Here is a 21,767-nt window from a genome sequence, read left to right on the forward strand (position 1 = left end):
ACCTTGCCAAGGTTGAGGTCACGAGTTCGAACCTCGTGTGTAGCTCCAGATTCGAAAGCCCAGCATTTATGCTGGGCTTTTTCGTTTCTGCTGTTTGAGTCTTCCTTCAGTTCTACCTAGCGACTTCATACATCCAATCGTATTAGAATCCCTCTCTAATCTTGCTTTGACGCTCTGATGGCGTAGTAAGAAAATGTCTTCTCAGAGCCGCCCAAGCGGGCTGTCCTTATATCTTCTCTTTTCAACCGTTGATGAATTTAAGACGATTTTCTGCGATACATGTCAATATTAATGAAAATGAACCGTGTAAACGTTTGCTTCCGATTGTGATCTAAATCAATATGCAACCTGTGAAAACATATTGCCAGAAGATTTTATTTTGTGATAAATTCGCGCGCAATCTCGGAGCGTATTATTACGACTTTGATTCTCTGGGGGATACGCGTAATGACCATTCAAGCTGATTGTGACATTACGTAGGGTAGGTATCGGCAAAGCCATTTGTCGATAGACGGGATACTAGTGCTGTAAGAAGCAGCATGTTAATGGGAAACCCAACATTGAAACCTTTAAACAAACACACACTAATCAGCTTCATACTGCCGAAATGTCCCGTTTTACAAAACGGATGCATTACGGAACCTTGATTACTCTCCAAGCACAATAAAAGTCGCGTTCGTCGTGACGGGTTATCTGTATTTGTCGTTTAAGTAACGATGAATGCGGAGGTATATCTGTATTTCCTGTTATTTAATACTAACAAGAATAAATACAGGAAAGAGAATCATTATAATTCAAGGGATTATGTAGTATGAGCACTGCCTTTGAAGTCGATAACACTATCGCAAATTACTTTTCCTCTCAGGTTCCTATTGTTGAAGGAACGTATGACCTAACTCCTGATCAAGTGCTTCTTGAACAGGCTGAACATGAATCTGAGGTTCGTTCTTACCCACGTCGTTTACCTATCGCGATTAAACAAGCTTATGGCTGTTTGGTCGAAGATACGCGAGGCCAGATCTTCTTAGATTGTCTTGCTGGCGCGGGCACTTTGGCTCTAGGTTACAACCATCCAGAAATTAACCAAGCGCTAAAAGAACAATTGGACTCTGGTCTGCCGTACCAAACTCTGGATATCGCGACATCTGCGAAAACGCATTTTATTAAGTCTGTTAAAGGCTTTCTTCCTCAAGAGCTGAGTGACAACTGCGTGATTCAGTTCTGTGGCCCTTCTGGTGCAGACGCGGTTGAGGCAGCAATCAAGCTGGCCAAACAAACCACGGGTCGTAACACCATGTTTGCTTTCCGCGGTGCCTACCACGGTATGACGAACGGCACTATGGGTATGATGGGGAACTTGGGCACCAAAGCTCGTCGTACTGGTTTGATGTCAGACGTGCACTTTATGCCATTCCCTTACAGCTTGCGTTGCCCGTTTGGTCTAGGTGGAGATGAAGGTGCGAAAGCAAGCATTCGTTACATCGAGCGTCTACTGAACGACGACGAAGCAGGCATCATGAAGCCAGCTGCAATCATTGTAGAGCCAGTACAAGGTGAGGGCGGTGTGATTCCTGCTCCTGCATTTTGGCTACGTGAGCTGCGCCGCATCTGTGACGATCACGGTATCCTACTGATTTTTGATGAAATTCAATGTGGTGTCGGTAAGTCGGGCTACAACTTCGCATTCGAAGAAGCGGGCATTGTTCCTGATATTTTGTGTTTGTCTAAAGCGATCGGTGGTGGCTTGCCAATGTCACTGTTGGTGATCAACAAGCAACACGATACATGGAAGCCAGGTGAGCACACTGGTACGTTCCGTGGCAACCAGTTAGCAATGGTGTCAGGTGCGAAAGCACTAGAAATCATCCAACGCGACAATCTTGTTGAGCATGCAAATGTTGCAGGCCAGTACCTACGCTTTGGTCTTGAGAGCATTCAAAAACGCGTTAACTGTATCGCGGATGTTCGCGGTAAAGGTTTAATGCTGGGTGTAGAAATTAAGAATCCAAACGGCGAACTCAATAAGTTCGGTGAGCCTTTGTCAGATGGCCAGCTTACTCTTGATATTCAACGCGCGGCTCTTGAACGTGGCTTGATGGTAGAAAAGGGTGGCCGTGATGGCTCTGTTATTCGCTTCCTTCCGCCACTTATCATTTCTTTCGAGCAAATTGACTTTGCACTTCGAGTTCTGGAAGACGCAATTATCGCTGCAGGCGGTAACCATGTTGAAGCAGACCCACAAGAAGAGTGGAAAAAGCACTTTATTCATACATGTGAACTTGGCAGCGCTGAATTTGCATCGGTAATGAACCATACGACTGCGGCGATGAAGTCGGTATTCGAACAGGTCAATGCGCCATACTCTGGTATGAACCCTAAGTTGCTGGAAACGGCAATCAACGCGATCGACTTGGACAACAAAAACGCACCGCTCAAATCTGTAATTGATGAGGCGGCTGAGCTTGTCGCGAAGAATGCGATTTTCACTCAGCACCCAGATTGTATTGCTCACCTGCACACGCCTCCTTTGATGCCTGCGGTAGCGGCAGAAGCCATGATTGCAGCGTTGAACCAATCAATGGATTCATGGGATCAAGCGTCTTCTGCGACTTACGTAGAGCAAAAGGTGATTAACTGGCTGTGCGACAAGTATGAGCTTGGTGAGAAGGCTGACGGCATCTTCACCAGCGGTGGCACGCAGAGCAACCAGATGGGCTTAATGCTCGCGCGTGACTGGGTTGCAGACAAGCTAAGTAACCACTCAATTCAGAAGCTGGGTCTTCCAGAATACGCGGACAAACTTCGTATCGTATGTTCGAAGAAATCGCACTTCACGGTTCAAAAGTCAGCATCTTGGATGGGACTGGGTGAGAAAGCCGTGATGACTGTCGATGCGAACGCTGACGGAACGATGGATGTTACTCAGTTAGAGCAAGTTCTAACACAGGCAAAAGCAGAAGGTTTGATTCCATTTGCTATTGTTGGCACTGCGGGTACGACTGATCACGGTGCAATTGACGATCTTGATTTCATTGCTGATATGGCAGCGAAACACGAAATGTGGATGCACGTGGATGGCGCTTATGGCGGTGCACTGATTCTGAGCAGCCACAAATCGCGCCTGAAAGGTGTAGAGCGTGCGCACTCGATCAGCGTCGACTTCCACAAACTGTTCTACCAAACAATCAGCTGTGGCGCATTGTTGGTGAACGATAAGTCGAACTTTAAGTTCCTACTTCATCATGCTGACTACCTGAACCGCGAACACGATGAGCTACCTAACTTGGTAGACAAATCTATCGCAACGACGAAGCGTTTTGATGCATTGAAAGTCTTTATGACGATGCAAAACGTTGGTCCTAAGGCGCTTGGTGACATGTACGATCACCTTTTAGTACAAACGCAGCAAGTTGCCGACATGGTTCGCGCTCATGAAGAGTTCGAGCTTCTGGCTGAGCCGGCACTTTCTACGGTTCTATTCCGCGCAACCAATGTACGCACAAACAACGCGTCTGCAGATTTAGATGAACTAAACAAAGCGTTGCGTCTTGAAGCGTTGACTCGCGGTATCGCAGTTCTCGGTGAAACCATCGTTGATGGTAAGACCGCTCTTAAATTTACGATTTTGAATCCTTGTCTGACGACAGCGGACTTTGAATCTTTGCTCTTGAAAATCAACACGCTAGCCGTTGAGCTAGTTTAATAAAGGTAACGGAAAACTATGGCAGTTCTACAGATTGGTGCAGGCGGCGTTGGCTGGGTTGTTGCACATAAAGCAGCACAAAACAACGACGTTCTGGGTGATATCACAATCGCATCACGTACTATTGGTAAGTGTGAGAAGATCATCGAATCGATTCAGAAGAAAAATAACCTGAAAGATTCAGCTAAGAAACTAGAAGCGCGTGCAGTGAACGCTGACGACGTAGATTCTCTGGTTGCTCTTATTGAAGAAGTAAAACCGGATCTTGTAATCAACGCGGGTCCTCCGTGGGTTAACATGCCAATCATGGAAGCGTGTTACCGAGCAAAAGTTTCATACCTAGATACATCAGTGGCCGTTGACCTATGTTCAGAAGGTCAGCAAGTGCCTGAAGCTTACGACTGGCAATGGGGTTACCGTGAGAAGTTCGAAGAAGCGGGCATCACGGGTATTCTTGGCGCTGGTTTCGACCCAGGCGTGGTATCAGTATTCGCGGCTTACGCAGTGAAGCACCTGTTTGATGAAATCGATACGATCGACGTAATGGACGTGAACGCAGGCGACCACGGTAAGAAGTTTGCGACCAACTTTGACCCAGAAACAAACATGCTTGAGATCCAAGGCGATTCGTTCTACTGGGAAAACGGCGAGTGGAAGCAAGTACCTTGTCACTCTCGTATGCTAGAGTTCGATTTCCCGAACTGTGGTTCACACAAAGTTTACTCAATGGCGCACGATGAAGTTCGTTCGATGAAAGAATTCATCCCAGCAAAACGCATTGAGTTCTGGATGGGTTTCGGTGACCGTTACCTAAACTACTTCAACGTAATGCGTGATATTGGCCTACTAAGTCCAGAACCACTAACGCTACACGACGGTACAGTCGTTCAACCTCTACACGTACTAAAAGCGATGTTACCTGATCCAACGTCTCTAGCACCTGGTTATACTGGCCTAACGTGTATCGGTACTTGGGTTCAAGGTAAGAAAGACGGTAAAGAGCGCAGCGTATTTATCTACAACAACGCAGACCACGAAGTCGCGTACGAAGATGTTGAACACCAAGCGATCTCTTACACGACAGGTGTTCCTGCAATTACTGCAGCACTGCAATTCTTCCGTGGCAAGTGGGCTGATAAAGGCGTGTTCAACATGGAACAGCTAGACCCAGATCCGTTCCTAGAAACAATGCTAACGATCGGTCTAGATTGGCATGTTCAGGAGTTGGAAGCAGGTCAAGGCTTACCGCTGATTCACGAACTGAACAAATAAGTTTTATCATTAAACTTGTTTAGATAATTTGAGCAGTCATGGCGTAAAGCCGTGGCTGCTTTTGTCGTATTTGAGGTTAACCCCTCCCAGCCTCCCCTTAAAAAGGGGAGGAGCAAAGGCAGGCCGAGCTTAGTTTCAAATCTTCCACTTTTAAAAGAGGGGGAAGTTGAGGCAAACCGAGTACAGTTTCCACTTTCCTTTTTAAAGGGAGGAGCAAAAACAGACTGATCGTGGCTTCAATCTTTCCACTTTTTGGCAAGAGTAGAGGTGGCTTGGTTTAATCCTCCTTTTTAAGGGGGAGTTAGAGGGGGTTAATCGTTGATAAATGGTGAGTTATGAGCAAAGAACAACTTAAAACCCCGTACTTCATGATCAATGAAGACAAGTTGGTTGAGAACCTAGAAAAAGCAAAGCAGCTAAAAGACATTTCTGGTGTGAAGCTGGTATTGGCACTGAAGTGCTTCTCAACATGGGGCGTATTCGACATCATCAAGCCTTACTTAGATGGCACGACTAGCTCTGGCCCGTTTGAAGTGAAGCTTGGCTACGAAACTTTCGGTGGTGAGACTCACGCATACAGCGTTGGCTACAGCGAAGACGATGTGCGTGAAGTAGCGGATATCTGTGACAAGATGATTTTCAACTCGCAGTCACAGCTAGCTGCTTACCTTCATATCGTTGAGGGCAAAGCATCTATTGGTCTTCGCCTTAACCCTGGCGTAAGCTACGCAGGTCAAGACTTAGCGAATCCTGCTCGTCAGTTCTCTCGTCTTGGCGTACAAGCTGACCACATCAAGCCAGAAATTTTCGATGGCATTAATGGTGTGATGTTCCACATGAACTGTGAGAACAAAGACGTGGACGCATTTATTGGTTTGCTGGATTCGATCTCCGAACAGTTTGGCGAATACCTAAATAAACTCGATTGGGTCAGCATGGGCGGTGGTGTATTCTTCACATGGCCAGGCTATGACATCGAGAAATTAGGCCTAGCGCTGAAAGCCTTCTCTGAAAAACACGGCGTACAAATGTACTTAGAGCCGGGAGAGGCAATCATCACAAAAACGACCGACCTTGTCGTGACCGTGGTAGATATTGTTGAGAACGTGAAGAAGACGGCGATTGTTGACTCAGCAACGGAAGCGCACCGTTTGGATACCCTTATCTACAATGAGCCTGCGTCTATTCTAGAAGCATCAGAAAATGGCGAGCACGAGTACGTGATTGGTTCTTGCTCTTGCCTAGCGGGTGATCAGTTCTGTGTGGCGAACTTCGAACAGCCATTAGAGATTGGCCAGCGTCTACACATTCTGGACAGTGCGGGTTACACCATGGTGAAGCTAAACTGGTTTAACGGTCTGCGCATGCCATCGGTATACTGTGAGCGTTCATGTGGTGAGATTCAAAAACTGAACGAGTTTGATTACTCAGATTTCAAACGCTCTTTATCTCAATGGTCAGTGAAGTAGTCATCTTTTCTTGACGTAAAAAGTGGTTGAACGTAAAAAGAGCAGCACAACGCTGCTCTTTTTTTATTGCAGTATTGCTAATGGACTACGCATTGGGGGCGGAGGTTAGCCTTCCACAATCACACGGGTATCTTCACTGAGTGATTCCAGCTCGTTTGCCACATCATCGATTTCCAATTCGCTAGGTAGCTTGATGGCCATCTTCGCACTGAATAGGCTAGAGCTGACCCCACCACCGCCGGCAATGAACACACGTTGGCAGTCCATATCTAAGATTGAAATGCCTTGTCCATCGAGCACGTGAGTAATCTCGTTGACAATACCGGCGCGGTCATTGGAGTCGAGACGTAATTGGAAAACCGTATCTTCTCGATGAGAGTGCGGCTCAGAATCGACGAACTTGACGATAAGAGTCTGGCAAGCGGAAAACGCGTCTTTTACTGTGTCGGCGTTTTCTTCAGGAAGCTCCACTTTGATTACGCCAGCGACTTGGTCTTCAATAAAGTTCACTTTACTGATGAGCCATTTTCCCTCGTTTTCATGTGTAACAGCAGCAAGTTGTTTGATGGTCGCTGGTGATGCCTGACCGACGAAATTAACGATAAACACAGTGTTCATAATGTCCCCTCCCGGAATAAGGTTTGGACGCGGCACGGTTAGACGTATCGCTATAGTTATTTGGGCTTAAGGTTCAAGAACTTAAGTTATTGGAGTTTTTCCTTAATTTCAGTGTAGGTGCTGGGAGAGGGTTATGTTTGACAGAGGTCAATTTTTGACGCTAATTCGTGACGCAAATAATGAAAACTTTGCTTGGGGCACAAAAAAAGCAGCTCGTGAGCTGCTCTTTAACTGTTTGGTTTTAGAAGGTTACCTTCATTTCAAAACCGTAGAAGACATTGTCGTAGCTTGCGCCAGAGTCCATCGCGAATTTCGCGGCGTCTTGGTTACCGAACCAAGGCGATGAGCTGAATTGGAATTCTGCGCTACCACCCCAAGCATCGGATACCCAGTAATGGATATGGCCAACTGGGTTAAGGAAGAACAAAGATACGTCACCCATCGTCTCTGAACCCATTACTTCACCGCCGCCAGCAATAATGTCTTGCTCAGCAGTTAACATCATTTCACCGACCACAGCACCAAAAAATGGAGTAATAAACAAGTCTTGCCATGATGGGATTTCCGCAAATGCTTCTACGCCGTATTCCCAGAAGAACGTCGACATCGTCGCAGAGTACAGGAAGGATTCAAATTCGTTGTAGCCCGCGTGGCGTGCTGCTGTGTAGTAAACACCACCGAAGTAAGGGTGCATGACGTAGTTTAGGAAGTGTTCGTCACGATCCCAAACTGGACCGCTAGAAACGTTGTCTTTCCACTTACTACCGAGTTTGCTCATGTCACGATCTTCGTCGTCCCACTTAGTGATGCTCTCAGGCAGCAACGTCATCAAACCCACAGTCGCCACACTCAAACCAAGGATGGTGTAAGTTTGACCCATAAGGTAGTCCCAATCCTTGTCTTTTGGAACGATAAGATGCTTTGGTTGAAGACCTGCGTCGAGATTTAAAGAATCATCGCTATCTAACCCCATCGCATAGCGAGGATTTTGTGGCTCAAAGCTATACAGAGTGGTTGTTTCGCAGTAACCTGACAGGCAATCAGGCGTGTAAGAAAACTCGATATGGTTACTCATATCGTACTGGCTCGCATTTGCCGCAGCAGACGCAGTCAGAACAAGACCACTTAGCGTTTTCTTGAACATGGATGATTTTGACACAGAGGTCTCCGAGTTATTGGTTTGATGATCGGGCTCACAATTATCCCTTAAAAGAACAGCCATTTAAATACTTGACCTAAATTTAATCTCAACAAATTCACTAAGAGATTAGTCAAATAAAATGAAAACGATATAGGCATAATGTCGAAAAAATGTGGATTTTGCCTATTTTCAGGAGTCAGTTGTGAAAATTGCTATGCTTAGTACCGGAGAAGAAGTCCTTCACGGTGAAATTGTTGATACAAATGCAGCTTGGCTGTCGAGTTTGTTTTATCAGCATGGATTTGGCTTAACCAAGCGTTCGACCGTTGGTGACAAACAGTCGAGCCTTATCGAAGAATTCCTTATGCTCAGCTTCAATAACGATGTCGTGATCGTTAATGGTGGTTTGGGCCCAACTACAGACGACATGAGCGCCGCTGCAGCGGCAAAAGCTGCCGAATGTAAGCTGGTGCTATTCAAAGACTGGCTAGAGCATCTGGAGGCGATGTACGCTCGTCGTGGTATCCCAATGCCGGATAGTAACCTCAAGCAAGCGATGTTGCCAGAGACAGCCGAAATCGTGGATAACCCAATAGGCACGGCATGTGGCTTTAAAATGCTGATTAATGACGCGGTGTTTTATTTTACGCCGGGTGTGCCAAGCGAATTCAAACTGATGGCAGAAACGCAAATTCTGCCAGACTTGAAGAAGCTATTCCCTGAAGTTGAGAGCGCATCTTGCAGCCGTATTTATACCTTTGGCCTGTCAGAGTCTGGTATCTCAGACAAACTAGACCAAATGAAATTGCCACAGGGTTATGAGCTCGGTTACCGCTCTTACTTGCCGTTTATCGAGGTGAAGCTGTTTGGTCCTTCCAATCAGGTAGAACAGCGAATGAAGCTCATGCAGATCATTCACAAGCACCTTGAAACGAATGCGGTGAGCGTAGATGTGCCGATGGTTGAGCATGTAGGCCAAATGCTGTCAGATAAAGGACTGACCTTGTCCGTTTCAGAGAAAAGCAGTGCAGGCCACTTAACCTATTGGCTTAACAGTGATGAGAACGTCGAAAAGCAGTTTGGTCATGGTTGGGTATTAGCACGTCAAAGCCAAACCATTACCGACGAGGGAGACCCATTAGCAGCGACCTTTGCGTTAGCGGGTGCTACGCGTGAGAAGTGCGGCACGGATTTAGCGCTAGTGACCGGAAAGCTTGAAGAGGGAGAATTTTCCGTAGCCCTTTCTACCTCAACAGGCGAGTGGGGGGCGTTATATAAGTTATCGAGAAAATATCAGCGCGACGACCAAGTGAAAGTTATCAGTGCGGCCGCGTTAGACTTGTTACGCCGTTACCTAGAACGTAAACCAATGTCGGCTCAATATGCTTTCTTAGAGAAAGTGAAAGATATGCACATCCCGAGTAGTGCGATTTGAAGCATGCTTTAACTGTTTTCGCCCTTAAACCGCAACATTATTGCGTAAATACATTTAAGGGCGAGATACCCATCTCAGGACGAGACGACAGATAGCAAAAAGCCAAGGCGGTTGCCTTGGCTTTATTGTATTTGCTTAGCTGGTTTGGACTAGGCGCGTTTTTCTTTCATCGCATAGTTCACACCGCTAAGCGAAAGGTCTGATTTCGCCTTACAAATACAAGGCAGTATCTCATCAGGCTGAGTATAAGCCATGGCAAAACCAACGTACTCCACTTCACCCGCCTCCAACTTACAACGACAAGCACCACAGTGACCGTCGCGACAGTTGTATTCAGGTAATAAGCCTGCTTGTTCCATCGTCTCCAAAATCGTATTGGATGGGTTGGACTCAATGCTAACGAGTTTGTTGATTTTGATATTTGGCATTACAGCTCAAATCCTTCGAAGTCGTCTGCACTTACTTCATTGTCAATCTGACCAACAAGGTATGAAGAGATTTCTGCTTCTTGCGGTGCAACCTGAACGTTATCCGATGACAACCAAGCGTTGATCCATGGGATAGGGTTTGACGTCGCTTCAGGGTAAGCTGCTGGCAGACCTACTGCTTGCATACGGATGTTAGTGATGTACTCAACGTATTGGCTCAGGATGTCTTTGTTCAGACCGATCATTGAACCGTCTTTAAATAGGTACTCAGCCCACTCTTTTTCTTGCTCAGCCGCTTCTTTGAATAGGTCAAAACACTCTTGTTTTGCTTCTTCAGCGATTTGCATGAATGAGAAGTCATCTTGACCGTTACGTAGCAGGTTGATCATGTGCTGCGTACCGTTCAAGTGAAGTGCTTCATCACGAGCGATCAGCTTGATGATTTTCGCGTTACCTTCCATTAGCTCGCGTTCTGCGAACGCAAATGAACATGCGAAACTTACGTAGAAACGGATTGCTTCAAGCGCGTTTACCGACATCAGACAGATGTACAATTTCTTCTTCAGATCGTACAGGCTAACTTTAACCGTTTCACCATTCAGAACATGTTCACCTTCACCGTAACGGTGGTAGTCGTTTGTCGCTTGAATTAGGTCATCGTAGTAGTGTGCAATGTCTTTCGCACGCTTAAGTATGTGTTCGTTTTCAACGATATCGTCAAATACAACACTTGGATCATTCACGATGTTACGGATGATGTGTGTGTACGAACGAGAGTGAATCGTTTCAGAGAAAGACCATGTCTCAATCCATGTTTCTAGCTCAGGCAGAGAAACAAGTGGAAGCAGTGCAACGTTAGGGCTACGGCCTTGAATTGAGTCAAGCAGCGTTTGGTACTTCAGGTTTGAGATGAAGATGTGCTTCTCGTGCTCTGGTAGCTTGTTGTAATCGATACGATCGCTTGAAACGTCAACTTCTTCTGGGCGCCAGAAGAAAGACAGTTGCTTTTCGATTAGTTTTTCGAATATCTCGAATTTTTGTTGGTCGTAACGAGCAACGTTCACTGATTGACCTAGGAACATTGGTTCCTTTAGCTGGTCGTTTTTGTTCTGGTTAAAAGTACTGTAAGCCATAATGCCTCAATTCCTTTTAGACCTCCCCAAAAGGGGAGGTATTCGATTGTTTGTTTCTACGGATTGTTAGGGTGCGGGAGATTAAATCTTACAACCGCCGCCTGCACAATCGTCATCTTGTGGTTGAACTGCGTCTTTCTGGTCGTCTTTTGCGCCGTCACGAGTGTTATGGTAGTAAAGTGTCTTCACACCAAACTTGTACGCAGTTAGAAGGTCTTGAAGAAGTTTCTTCATTGGAACCTTACCGCTCTCGTAACCAGAAGGGTCGTAGTTTGTGTTTGCAGAGATCGCTTGGTCAACGAATTTCTGCATGATGCCCACAAGGTGTAGGTAACCGTCGTTAGAACCGATGTTCCAAAGCAGTTCGTAGTTGTCTTTCAGCTCAGCAAAATCTGGCACAACTTGCTTCAAGATGCCGTCTTTCGACGCTTTAACAGACACGAAACCACGTGGTGGCTCAATACCGTTTGTTGCGTTAGAGATCTGAGAAGAAGTCTCAGATGGCATTAGCGCAGTCAGTGTTGAGTTACGTAGACCGTGTTCCATGATTTCTTGACGTAGGCTGTCCCAATCGTAGTGCAGTTGTTCTTCACAAATTAGATCAACGTCTTTCTTGTAAGTGTCGATTGGCAGTAGACCTTTCGCGTAGTTCGTTTCGTGGAACGAAGGACACTTACCTTGCTCTTTCGCAAGCGCTACAGAGGCTTTCAATAGGTAGTACTGAATCGCTTCAAATGTACGGTGAGTTAGGCCGTTTGCGCTGCCGTCAGAGTACTTAACGCCATTCTTCGCTAGGTAGTATGCGAAGTTGATAACGCCAACACCCAGCGTACGACGGTTCATTGTCGACTTGTAAGCTGCTGGTAGTGGGTAATCTTGGTAATCAAGCAGAGCGTCTAGCGCACGAACTACAAGCTCAGATAGCTCTTCGAAATCATCTAGCGATTTGATAGCACCAAGGTTAAACGCAGAAAGCGTACATAGTGCGATCTCACCTGAATCATCTTCAACGTTTTTCAGAGGCTTAGTTGGCAGAGCGATTTCCAAACATAGGTTTGATTGACGAACTGGCGCAACTTCTGAATCGAACGGGCTGTGAGTATTACAGTGGTCCACGTTCTGAATGTAGATACGGCCTGTTGATGCACGCTCTTGCATTAGCAGAGTGAACATCTCAATTGCTTTAACGGTCTCTTTCTTGATTGAAGGATCGTTTTCGTATTTCACGTATAGACGTTCGAATTCTTCTTGGTTTTCGAAGAATGCGTCGTATAGACCAGGTACGTCAGACGGTGAGAATAGCGTGATGTTGCCACCTTCCACTAGGCGTTGGTACATCAGTTTGTTCAACTGAACACCGTAGTCCATGTGACGAACACGGTTCTCTTCTACACCACGGTTGTTCTTAAGCACCAATAGTGAGCGAGCTTCACCGTGCCATAGCGGGTAGAACACAGTTGCTGCACCGCCACGAACACCACCTTGAGAACAACATTTCACTGCTGTTTGGAAGTATTTGTAGAATGGGATACAACCTGTGTGGAATGCTTCACCACCGCGGATTTCAGAACCTAGCGCACGGATACGACCTGCGTTGATACCGATACCTGCACGTTGAGAAACGTAACGCACGATAGAACTTGCTGTTGCGTTGATAGAATCAAGGCTATCGCCACATTCGATCAGTACACATGAGCTGAACTGACGAGTAGGCGTACGTACACCAGACATGATCGGTGTAGGCAGAGAAATCTTAAATGTCGATGTCGCATCGTAGAAACGCTTGATGTAGTCAAGACGCGTTTCTTTCGGGTAGTTAGCGAACAGGCAAGCAGACACTAGAATGTATAGGAACTGCGCACTTTCGTAGATTTCACCTGATACACGGTTTTGTACGAAGTACTTACCTTCTAGCTGTTTTACGGCTGCGTAAGAGAAATCAAGGTCGCGCTTGTGGTCGATGTACGCATCAAGCTCGTCTAATTCCGCTTTTGTGTAGTCTTCTAGGATGTGCTTATCGTACTTACCCATATCAACAAGACGAGCTACGTGGTCATGCAGCGTTGGCGGCTCGTATTGGCCGTATGCTTTTTTACGTAGGTGGAATACCGCTAGGCGAGCAGCTAGGTATTGGTAGTCCGGTGTCTCTTCTGAAATCAGGTCTGCAGCAGACTTGATCATCGTCTCGTGGATATCTGACGTGGTGATGCCGTCATAAAACTGGATGTGAGCACGTAATTCTACTTGTGATACTGAAACGTTGTTAAGACCCTCGGCAGCCCAAGTAATAACGCGATGGATTTTCTCCAGATCGATAGTTTCTTTGCGGCCATCACGCTTAGTGACGGTAAGTTGTTGGTTCATTCTGCTTTATTTCCCTAAGAAAACTGATAAAAGCCGTGTTTTTGTTTGTTTATGTGCAAAATTTGTAAAACTTGCGGCGGCTTTGTGATCAAAGTCTATCTATATATTGTAGCTTAAACACAACATATAGGGGTTCATTTGTTTGCGAGTTACAAGATAGTGCTGTTACCCCAATTTTTCAAGGTACAGATTTGGGATGACTTGTGGATAACTAACAAAATTAAAAAAATCAGTAAGTGGACACTAACCGATGAGAAAAGGGCTGACTTGAATGGGGAAAATTACGTTTTTCAGATCGGTTCATAAATAACCGTATGTAAAAATATTTTCCTTGATCTTTGACAGTTTTTGTTTGTTAAAAATAGATTGGTCAAAATGGAATCTAGAGCACTTTTTTTCTACAGAAATTGACAAAAAAAGCGGCGCTCATGTGCTACCGCTTTCCCATAAATTTCATGTCGAGTTTTGCTCAACCACGAACAATGCCGCGATCCAAAAAATCAATATTTAGTAGTGTGAACGATGTAGTTTACATCCACATTGCGACCGAGCTTGTAGCTGTCGTTAAGAGGGTTGTAGTGCAAACCTGTGATGCCCATTTCGGTTAGGTCAGTTTGATCAATCATCTTCATCATTTCTGCTGGTTTGATGAACTTCTCATGGTCGTGTGTGCCTTCCGGAACGATTCTCAGCAGTTTCTCTGCGCCGACAATAGCAAACAGGTAAGATTTCATGTTGCGGTTTAAAGTTGAGAAGAAGACATGGCCGCTTGGTTTCACGAGCGCTGCACAAGAACGAATCACAGAAAGAGGATCTGGCACGTGCTCAAGCATTTCCATACAAGTCACCACATCATAGGTGCCAGCATTTTCAGCGGCGTGGTCTTCGATTGTGCTTTGGATGTAAGTCAGTTTAGTACCCGTCTCTAGTGCGTGCAGGCGCGCGACTTCTAGAGGTTCTTTACCCATATCTAGACCGGTAACGACGGCGCCTTCTTTTGCCATGCTTTCCGCAAGGATACCGCCGCCACAGCCAACATCGAGCACTTTTTTGCCAAATACACCGTCAGCTTTTTCTAGGACATAGTTCAAGCGAAGCGGGTTAATTTGGTGAAGTGGTTTGAATTCGCCTTCTAAATCCCACCAACGGGAAGCCATCTCTTCGAATTTCTGAATTTCACTTGGGTCGACGTTTTGTGCTTTTGTCATGATAGTAATATCGCTTCGCTAATAGTCCTTTGGAAGGCGTGATTATACTCCAATGGTACGATACGTTAAAACTGCTTCTTTTCTCACAATCGCTACAGGGGAGATTTTTGAGCGGTGTTGGTGGAAATGTAGTCAGTTTTCAGAAAGATATGGGATGAATGTGCAAATTCTCTTCATTTAACTCATAACGAAGCTCACAACCTGATAAAACGAGTGGGAAAGTGATGCCCCGTTGATGAATTGTGTGTTATATTTTTGCACCTTACACGTATCGTAATTACGATCAGATAATAGAGGGATAATGGCTCCATGAGCGATTTAGCTAAAGAGATCACGCCCGTAAACATTGAAGATGAGCTTAGAGGTTCATACCTAGACTACGCGATGTCAGTAATCGTGGGTCGTGCTCTTCCAGATGTGCGTGATGGCCTAAAACCAGTACACCGCCGCGTTTTATTCGCGATGAACGTACTAGGCAACGATTGGAACAAACCATATAAAAAATCAGCCCGTGTTGTCGGCGACGTAATCGGTAAATATCACCCACACGGTGATAGTGCTGTGTACGACACAATCGTACGTATGGCTCAGCCGTTCTCACTTCGTTACATGCTGGTCGATGGTCAAGGTAACTTTGGCTCGATCGATGGCGACTCTGCTGCGGCAATGCGTTATACCGAAGTACGTATGGCGAAAATTGCCCACGAACTTCTGGCTGACCTAGATAAAGAAACCGTGGACTACGTACCTAACTACGATGGTACGGAGCAAATCCCAGCGGTTCTTCCAACTAAAATTCCTAACCTATTGGTAAACGGTGCTTCTGGTATCGCGGTAGGTATGGCAACCAACATCCCACCGCACAACCTTGGCGAAGTGATCGATGGCTGTCTTGCATTCATCAATAATGAAGAAATCACGATTGATGAACTAATGGATTACATTCCTGGTCCTGATTTCCCAACGGCAGCGCTAATCAGCGGTCGTAAAGGCATCGTAGACGCGTACAAAACGGGTCGCGGCAAGATCTACATGCGTTCAAAAGCGGAAATCGAAGTGGAGAAGAATGGTAAAGAAACCATCATCGTCACTGAAATCCCTTACCAGGTAAACAAAGCTCGCTTGATCGAAAAGATCGCTGAGCTAGTTAAAGATAAGAAAGTAGAAGGCATCAGTGCGCTACGTGACGAGTCTGATAAAGACGGTATGCGTATCGTAATTGAATGTAAGCGCGACGCTGTGGGTGAAGTGGTTCTAAACAACCTTTACGCACAAACTCAGCTTCAAACGACTTTCGGTATCAACATGGTTGCGCTAAACAACGGCCAGCCACAGCTATTCAACCTAAAAGACATGTTGAAGTGCTTCGTTGACCACCGTCGTGAAGTTGTCACTCGTCGTACTATCTTTGAACTACGCAAAGCGCGTGAACGTGCTCATATCCTTGAGGCACTGTCTCTTGCTCTTGCAAACATCGATGAAGTTATCGAGCTAATCAAAAACGCACCAACACCAGCAGAAGCAAAAGTTGGCTTGGTATCGCGTGGTTGGGATCTTGGTAACGTAGCATCAATGCTTGAGCGTGCTGGTACTGATGCAGCTCGTCCTGAATGGCTAGAAGATCAATACGGTATCCGTGATGGTCTGTACTACCTAACTGAGACTCAAGCGCAAGCTATTCTAGAACTTCGTCTACACCGTCTAACCGGTCTAGAGCACGAGAAGATTCTTGATGAATACAAAGCACTTCTAGATGAAATCGCAGAGCTAATGCACATCCTTGCAAGCACTGAGCGTCTAATGGAAGTGATCCGCGAAGAGCTTGAAGCAGTTCGCGATGGTTACGGCGATGCTCGTCGTACCGAAATCACAGCAGCTACCCATGACATCGACATGGAAGAGCTGATTGCTCGTGAAGACGTAGTAGTAACTCTGTCTCACGAAGGTTACGTTAAGTACCAAAATCTAAGCGACTACGAAGCTCAGCGTCGTGGTGGTAAAGGTAAGAGTGCAACGAAGATGAAAGATGAAGACTTCATCGAACGTCTACTTGTTGCAAATACTCACGATAACATTCTGTGTTTCTCTACTCGTGGTAAGACTTACCGTCTGAAAGTTTACCAATTGCCTCATGCAACTCGTACTGCACGTGGTAAGCCAATCGTAAACATCCTTCCCCTAGAGGAAGGTGAGCGTATCACTGCAATTCTTCCTGTTGATGAGTTCTCACCAGAGAAATTTATCTTCATGGCGACAGGCGATGGTACGGTTAAGAAGACCCCACTGAACCAGTTTGCAAACGTACGTTCAAACGGCCTAATCGCAGTGAACCTACGTGATGATGACTCACTAATTGGCGTTGATATCACAAACGGCGATAGCGACATCATGCTGTTCTCTAAAGCAGGTAAAGTGGTTCGCTTCAGCGAAGACAAAGTACGTGCAATGGGTCGTACAGCGGCAGGTGTTCGCGGTATGAAACTAGCAGACGAAGACCAAGTTGTTTCTCTAATCGTTCCGTCTAACGAAGGCGATATCCTAACGGTTACACAAAACGGCTACGGTAAGCGTACTGAACTAGCGGAATACCCAACGAAAGGTCGTGCAACTCAGGGCGTTGTGTCTATCAAGGTTTCTGAGCGTAACGGTCCAGTTGTTGGCGCGGTACAAGTAGAAGAAGGCGACGAGATGATGATGATCACCGACGCTGGTACTTTAGTTCGTACACGTGTTGCGGAAGTGAGCCAAGTTGGTCGTAACACCCAAGGTGTGACACTTATCCGTACAGCTGAAGACGAATCAGTAGTTGGCCTACAACGCATCGACGAAGTTGAAGAAGTTGAATTGCCAGAAGGCGAAGAAGCAGAAGCAACAGAGGCGAACGCAGAAGGTCAAGCTCCTGAAGCGCCAGCAGACGACGCAGCTGAAGGTTCAGAAGAAGAGTAAGCTTCTTCTTAATCGCTAAATTTGAAAGCCGAGTATAACGCTCGGCTTTTTTGTATCTGTATCAACGCAATCGAGACAAGAAATACGTACACTGGCGTTATCTTTATTGAAAGGATGCGTTATGTCTGTTTGGTTCTTTGTTGCCATCTCTTTGATGGGGTTGTTCATTGTTCTCTTGTCTTTGAGTGCATCAAAAGTGAAACCTGCTCAGTGGTTTGGCTTTTGTTTGTTGGTGCTCGTCGTGACCAGTGCAAGTTTCTTATTGCTGCGTCAGACACCGCCTCAACCAATCCAAGCGGAAATGTCTCGAATGATGACTGCTCGAGACATAATGCAGGAAATCCAAGATCAACTGAGTGAAGACCCAAACAACGCTGAGTTATGGTTTCAGTTAGGGCAGGGCTATCTGCTAGAAGGTGAGTTGGATGGTGCGTTGATTTGTTTTGATTACGCGATCCAACTGACTGAACCTGTCAGTGCCACGCAACTTGCTGCGAAGGCGACCACTTTATACTACATCCACCAACAATCTATGACGCAAGAAGTCAGCCTGCTTCTGGAACAAGCTCTACAGATAGAACCGCACAATGAAGCAGCTTTGTCTTTGATCGCAAATGACCATTTTCTGTCATTCCGCTTTCAGGAAGCCATTGATACTTGGGTACTATTATTAGATTCTAATGATCCAAATTTAGATAGAGTACAAATCATTGACTCTATCAACAAAGCAAAAGAGCTGTTGTAAGCGTACAATTTAATAAGCAGTAGAGGGAAAGGTGGGCAACGAATGAAAAATAAGGCACTAAGCATATTGGTTTTGCTGTGCGTCTCTGTATTGGCGGGTTGTAGCTCTTCCGATCATTCTGGTTCTTCCTCTTCGGTTTACTATTCTTCAGGTTATTACGATCCGTGGTGGTACGATCATGACGACTACTGGATTTATTACTATCCGGGTTGTTGCGACAACGATGACGAATACAAAGAGAAGCTGGAAGAATGGTGGAATGGCTTGGATGAAGACCAACAGCAGTCCATCAAAGACAAAGTCGAAGATTGGAAGGACGATGATATGTCCGCCAATATCGATAACATGAAGCGCCAACTTGATGATCATTGGCAATCACTGCCTGAAGAGCAAAAGCAAGAGATTCAAACTAAGTGGGAGAATCGTCCAGAACGTATTGAGCCAGCGGCTTTACAAGACAAAGCGGTGAAAGAAAAGCTGCAACAAAGAAAAGCACTGCCTGAGACTCAAATTCAACGTCCTGCTGCAAGACCTAATGTGCAAATGCCTAAAACGCGGCCAAATATTCAGCCTAGACCGAGGCTGCCTCGTCGCTAGTTTATTTTTCTCTATCTCTTTATTAAAAACAAAGGGCGCTTTCTGCGTCCTTTGTTTTATCTGCGTAACCTCAATGCAATCGATACTGATCAGTATGTAGCTTGACTTTCGGACGCGGCTTTATCCCTGTCCGGAACGACAGTCTCTAGAAAGTGTTTCTCCTCTGTGTTCATTTTTTCCATATCCATATCCATATCTATATCAAGTACTTCTTGTGCTTTCGCTTTGGTTGAGATATCTGGAATTTGTACTGGTTCAGTAATACCCTTGGTTGCCAGTAAACGAACTAGCTTGGTTCGAGTATCTGCTGCGCGGTCAACTGCAGTACCCAGTACTTCAAGTGCCACCTCAGGTGCATGCATGTGCACGCCATGATAGGCAATCGCGTAATCCCAACGCCATTGGGCATGACGAATATCTTGTAGGATTGGCTGCATTTCATCTTCTGTTGCACCTGCTTTAAGGGTGGTTCTGTTCAAAGGCGTCATTTCAAACTTCAGTCTTTAGCCAGTCGAACCTATACCGCATATATCGCTATTGGCTTGCTCGTTATTGAAACAGCCACTGTTTTCCTAGTTACTTTCTACCCAATGGTTTATCAGTTGCTTGGGTTGGGAAACATTTCGGTTGGGGCGCCGTACTTTAATCGTCTCACCTTTCCGGTGAGTGTATTGGCTCTTGCGGCTCTTGCTTTTATGCCCACATTGAAGTGGATGAAAGGGACCAGATCATGTGCTTACCAAGACGCTCTGATTAGTACCGCAGTATCTACAGTCTCTTGCATCGGATTTGTGCTCGCAGTAGACGTGCTGCATGTTGAAGTGTTGCTGATGATTGCACTAGCGACTTGGGTTGCCGCGGCACATTCCGTCATGCTATGTCTCAGTGAAAGAAAGAGTCAATTGATGCCGATGACGCTCGCTCATATCGGTTTTGCACTGGCGGTGAGTGGGGCTGTATTTAACAGTCACTACTCCTATTAATACAATTTACGCGTTGAGCCCGGTAGCTCGCTCCATAGGGCGGGGGGCACCATCGATTATTATGGTATCGAGTGGCTATTAGGTCCTAACTACACCTCTGAGCAAGGGCAAGTCACCTTACGCTTGGATGATTGGAGCGCCCTCAATTTCAAACCAGAAAAGCGCCACTATCCTGTGCGGGTAATGAACATGACGGAACATGCGATTCGTTCATTATGACATGGTGATTACTACGCTACATTGGGTGATAAAGTGGAAACCCATGCTTATACAATCAAGGTTCAGTACCGTGCTGGTATTTGGTGGATATGGTCAAGCGGAATATTAGCAGTGTTTGGTGCGCTTATGATAGGTGTAAAGAGAAGGAGAGAAGCTATCCATGAGATCGAGAAATTCGCTTAAACTCGCAGGTCTCGTTACGGCTGTCGCTGTGTTTTCGGCTGTGACCGCGATTGGGTTATCTGAGCGACCAAATATAGAATTGTCCCAACAGCAAAATTTAGAGATTCCCAATTTTAGTTCAGAATCTTTGGTGTCTGATGAGATGATTTCGCAATAGTTACTCAAAAGTGACCGATATAAATTATTGAATGTTTGGGCATCTTTGTGCGAAATATGCAAACAATAGTAGTATAATCTATTGCATATATAAAAACTCGGTGTACCCATCGTTGGACTGAATTACAGAGACCAAAAACAAGCTGCACGTGAATATTTGAGCTCCAAACGAAATCTATATATTGAAGTGATCAGTGATCCAAATGGAAAGCTCGCTGTTGAACTTGGTGTAATTGGAACGCCTGAAACCTACTTGATTGATCAAAATGGTCGTGTGTTGATCAAATATCGCGGTGAGTTAACAGCAGATAAATGGAACGATATATTTTCAGGATATTTGAATGTTTCGATTTAATTATCTTCTCTTGAGTTTAATGGTGTTTTTGTTATTTTCTCCGCTTACAAAGGCGGGAGATTTACAACAGAATGTTGATCTGTTTGAGTTTCATTCTATTGAAGTGCAACAGTGCGCAACCTCGCTAGCCAAGACTTTACGCTGTCCGCAATGCCAGAACCAAAACTTGGTTGAATCCAACGCACAGGCGGCAAAAGACCTGCGCTTAAAGGTGTATACGATGGCGAATGAGGGCAGTTCAAACCAAGAAATAAAGGACTATCTCGTTGCTCGTTATGGGAAGATTGTTCTATATCAGCCGCCATTTAATTATTCCACTGCGCTACTGTGGATCTTTCCACTGCTATTTTTGATCTTTTTTTTCTTATATTCGATCCGAATGGTAAAGCGTAATTAATGTGACCACTATTCCACTATTAGAAATAAATTGTGCACATAATAAGCAGAATGTTATCATTTTCCCGAATTTATGAAGGCTTCATATCAGACCATAAAAATTGAGCTGGAGAAGTAATAAAGAACGAATAGGTGTACGCAGTGGATTCAGTTATATCGCAATTAAAAAAGGACTTTTATTCGCAGATTCGTGCGTTCCAGTCACCGAAGCTGCCACAAGTCACTTCGACTCTCGCCGTTTTAACCGACGAGGAAATTCAAGAACTCGAAGCCGTTTGGATTGAGCTTGCCGTTTGGAAGCGCAGTCAAACGCATTAAAATCAAACGCTTTATCGACGCATTCGAAACCCCAGGCAAATTTGTCTGGGGTTTTTTATTGTAGTTAGTTTTAAATGTTATATTATAACAATTGTAGA

At 45.4% G+C, this 21,767-nt stretch carries 16 protein-coding genes and 2 pseudogenes; 11 read left to right on the forward strand and 7 right to left on the reverse strand.

Features of this window, described 5'->3' with window-relative positions:
• Positions 1–811: 811 nt before the first annotated feature.
• The 3 genes from KIV40_RS00530 to nspC all read left to right on the forward strand — a co-directional run bounded on the left by KIV40_RS00530 (position 812) and on the right by nspC (position 6,444).
• Positions 812–3,703, forward strand: coding sequence for a pyridoxal phosphate-dependent class III aminotransferase (locus KIV40_RS00530; RefSeq protein WP_285347657.1), 2,892 nt, complete (start codon positions 812–814; stop codon positions 3,701–3,703).
• 18 nt (positions 3,704–3,721) lie between these two features.
• Positions 3,722–4,975: a carboxynorspermidine synthase gene (locus KIV40_RS00535; RefSeq protein ID WP_285347658.1), complete on the forward strand. Its 1,254-nt coding sequence runs from the start codon at positions 3,722–3,724 to the stop codon at positions 4,973–4,975.
• Positions 4,976–5,310: 335 nt separating this feature from the next.
• The gene (gene nspC, locus KIV40_RS00540; protein ID WP_285347660.1) at positions 5,311–6,444 is read left to right on the forward strand and encodes a carboxynorspermidine decarboxylase; all 1,134 of its coding nucleotides are present in this window, start codon (positions 5,311–5,313) and stop codon (positions 6,442–6,444) included.
• Between the two features lie 105 nt (positions 6,445–6,549).
• Here nspC and KIV40_RS00545 read toward each other — a convergent pair whose 3' ends face one another.
• Both KIV40_RS00545 and KIV40_RS00550 read right to left on the reverse strand, forming a co-directional pair.
• Positions 6,550–7,062, reverse strand: a complete 513-nt coding sequence (locus KIV40_RS00545; RefSeq protein WP_086369174.1) for a glycine cleavage system protein R — start codon at positions 7,060–7,062, stop codon at positions 6,550–6,552.
• 241 nt (positions 7,063–7,303) lie between these two features.
• A complete protein-coding gene (locus KIV40_RS00550) occupies positions 7,304–8,206 on the reverse strand; it encodes a DUF3943 domain-containing protein (RefSeq protein ID WP_045369213.1) in 903 nt (300 codons plus the stop codon).
• 199 nt (positions 8,207–8,405) lie between these two features.
• On the opposite strand from KIV40_RS00550, the gene KIV40_RS00555 reads away from it, so the two are divergent.
• Positions 8,406–9,638, forward strand: a complete 1,233-nt coding sequence (locus tag KIV40_RS00555; protein WP_285347661.1) for a CinA family nicotinamide mononucleotide deamidase-related protein — start codon at positions 8,406–8,408, stop codon at positions 9,636–9,638.
• A gap of 149 nt (positions 9,639–9,787) precedes the next feature.
• Here the strand turns inward: KIV40_RS00555 and yfaE are convergent, their stop codons facing one another.
• The 4 genes from yfaE to ubiG form a co-directional block, all read right to left on the reverse strand.
• A complete protein-coding gene (gene yfaE, locus KIV40_RS00560) occupies positions 9,788–10,066 on the reverse strand; it encodes a class I ribonucleotide reductase maintenance protein YfaE (RefSeq protein ID WP_285347662.1) in 279 nt (92 codons plus the stop codon).
• Positions 10,066–11,199: a class Ia ribonucleoside-diphosphate reductase subunit beta gene (gene nrdB, locus KIV40_RS00565; RefSeq protein ID WP_005431220.1), complete on the reverse strand. Its 1,134-nt coding sequence runs from the start codon at positions 11,197–11,199 to the stop codon at positions 10,066–10,068. Before nrdB ends, yfaE begins: the two co-directional genes overlap by 1 nt.
• 81 nt (positions 11,200–11,280) lie before the next feature.
• Positions 11,281–13,563, reverse strand: a complete 2,283-nt coding sequence (gene nrdA, locus KIV40_RS00570) for a class 1a ribonucleoside-diphosphate reductase subunit alpha (protein ID WP_285347664.1) — start codon at positions 13,561–13,563, stop codon at positions 11,281–11,283.
• Between the two features lie 500 nt (positions 13,564–14,063).
• Positions 14,064–14,771 carry a bifunctional 2-polyprenyl-6-hydroxyphenol methylase/3-demethylubiquinol 3-O-methyltransferase UbiG gene (ubiG, locus tag KIV40_RS00575; protein ID WP_285347665.1) on the reverse strand — a complete coding sequence of 236 codons (708 nt, stop codon included), beginning with the start codon at positions 14,769–14,771 and terminating at the stop codon, positions 14,064–14,066.
• A gap of 309 nt (positions 14,772–15,080) precedes the next feature.
• Between ubiG and gyrA the strand changes: the two genes are divergently transcribed.
• From gyrA to KIV40_RS00590, 3 genes are all read left to right on the forward strand, one after another.
• Positions 15,081–17,717 carry a DNA gyrase subunit A gene (gene gyrA / locus KIV40_RS00580; RefSeq protein WP_285347666.1) on the forward strand — a complete coding sequence of 879 codons (2,637 nt, stop codon included), beginning with the start codon at positions 15,081–15,083 and terminating at the stop codon, positions 17,715–17,717.
• A gap of 121 nt (positions 17,718–17,838) precedes the next feature.
• Positions 17,839–18,462, forward strand: coding sequence for a cytochrome c (locus KIV40_RS00585; protein WP_012128324.1), 624 nt, complete (start codon positions 17,839–17,841; stop codon positions 18,460–18,462).
• 42 nt (positions 18,463–18,504) lie between these two features.
• Positions 18,505–19,059 (forward strand): hypothetical protein, encoded by a 555-nt coding sequence (locus KIV40_RS00590; protein WP_285347667.1) that lies wholly within the window; start codon positions 18,505–18,507, stop codon positions 19,057–19,059.
• Positions 19,060–19,148: 89 nt separating this feature from the next.
• Here the strand turns inward: KIV40_RS00590 and KIV40_RS00595 are convergent.
• Positions 19,149–19,520, reverse strand: a pseudogene (locus KIV40_RS00595) (ammonia-forming cytochrome c nitrite reductase subunit c552); the annotation flags it as partial.
• Positions 19,521–19,535: 15 nt separating this feature from the next.
• Between KIV40_RS00595 and KIV40_RS00600 the strand changes: the two are divergent.
• The 4 genes and pseudogenes from KIV40_RS00600 to KIV40_RS00615 all read left to right on the forward strand — a co-directional run.
• Positions 19,536–20,444, forward strand: a pseudogene (locus KIV40_RS00600) (cytochrome c-type biogenesis CcmF C-terminal domain-containing protein); the annotation flags it as partial.
• A 313-nt stretch (positions 20,445–20,757) separates the two neighbouring features.
• A complete protein-coding gene (locus tag KIV40_RS35575; RefSeq protein ID WP_375164794.1) occupies positions 20,758–20,955 on the forward strand; it encodes a hypothetical protein in 198 nt (65 codons plus the stop codon).
• Complete coding sequence (locus tag KIV40_RS00610; protein WP_285347668.1) at positions 20,942–21,352, forward strand: cytochrome c-type biogenesis protein CcmH; 411 nt, start codon at positions 20,942–20,944, stop codon at positions 21,350–21,352. The genes KIV40_RS35575 and KIV40_RS00610 overlap by 14 nt, the downstream gene beginning before the upstream one ends.
• 140 nt (positions 21,353–21,492) lie before the next feature.
• Entirely contained in the window at positions 21,493–21,669 is a 177-nt protein-coding gene (locus KIV40_RS00615; RefSeq protein WP_005430632.1) for a hypothetical protein, read from the forward strand.
• Positions 21,670–21,767 lie beyond the last annotated feature (98 nt).

Source organism: Vibrio sp. D173a (assembly GCF_030248475.1).

Bases quoted from the DNA above. Each gene is read 5' to 3' on its own strand.
- KIV40_RS00530 (WP_285347657.1), top strand. From the start codon at position 812: ATGAGCACTGCCTTTGAAGTCGATAACACTATCGCAAATTACTTTTCC.
- KIV40_RS00535 (WP_285347658.1), top strand. From the start codon at position 3,722: ATGGCAGTTCTACAGATTGGTGCAGGCGGCGTTGGCTGGGTTGTTGCA.
- nspC (WP_285347660.1), top strand. From the start codon at position 5,311: ATGAGCAAAGAACAACTTAAAACCCCGTACTTCATGATCAATGAAGAC.
- KIV40_RS00545 (WP_086369174.1), bottom strand. From the start codon at position 7,062: ATGAACACTGTGTTTATCGTTAATTTCGTCGGTCAGGCATCACCAGCG.
- KIV40_RS00550 (WP_045369213.1), bottom strand. From the start codon at position 8,206: ATGTTCAAGAAAACGCTAAGTGGTCTTGTTCTGACTGCGTCTGCTGCG.
- yfaE (WP_285347662.1), bottom strand. From the start codon at position 10,066: ATGCCAAATATCAAAATCAACAAACTCGTTAGCATTGAGTCCAACCCA.
- nrdB (WP_005431220.1), bottom strand. From the start codon at position 11,199: ATGGCTTACAGTACTTTTAACCAGAACAAAAACGACCAGCTAAAGGAA.
- nrdA (WP_285347664.1), bottom strand. From the start codon at position 13,563: ATGAACCAACAACTTACCGTCACTAAGCGTGATGGCCGCAAAGAAACT.
- ubiG (WP_285347665.1), bottom strand. From the start codon at position 14,771: ATGACAAAAGCACAAAACGTCGACCCAAGTGAAATTCAGAAATTCGAA.
- gyrA (WP_285347666.1), top strand. From the start codon at position 15,081: ATGAGCGATTTAGCTAAAGAGATCACGCCCGTAAACATTGAAGATGAG.
- KIV40_RS00585 (WP_012128324.1), top strand. From the start codon at position 17,839: ATGTCTGTTTGGTTCTTTGTTGCCATCTCTTTGATGGGGTTGTTCATT.
- KIV40_RS00590 (WP_285347667.1), top strand. From the start codon at position 18,505: ATGAAAAATAAGGCACTAAGCATATTGGTTTTGCTGTGCGTCTCTGTA.
- KIV40_RS00610 (WP_285347668.1), top strand. From the start codon at position 20,942: ATGTTTCGATTTAATTATCTTCTCTTGAGTTTAATGGTGTTTTTGTTA.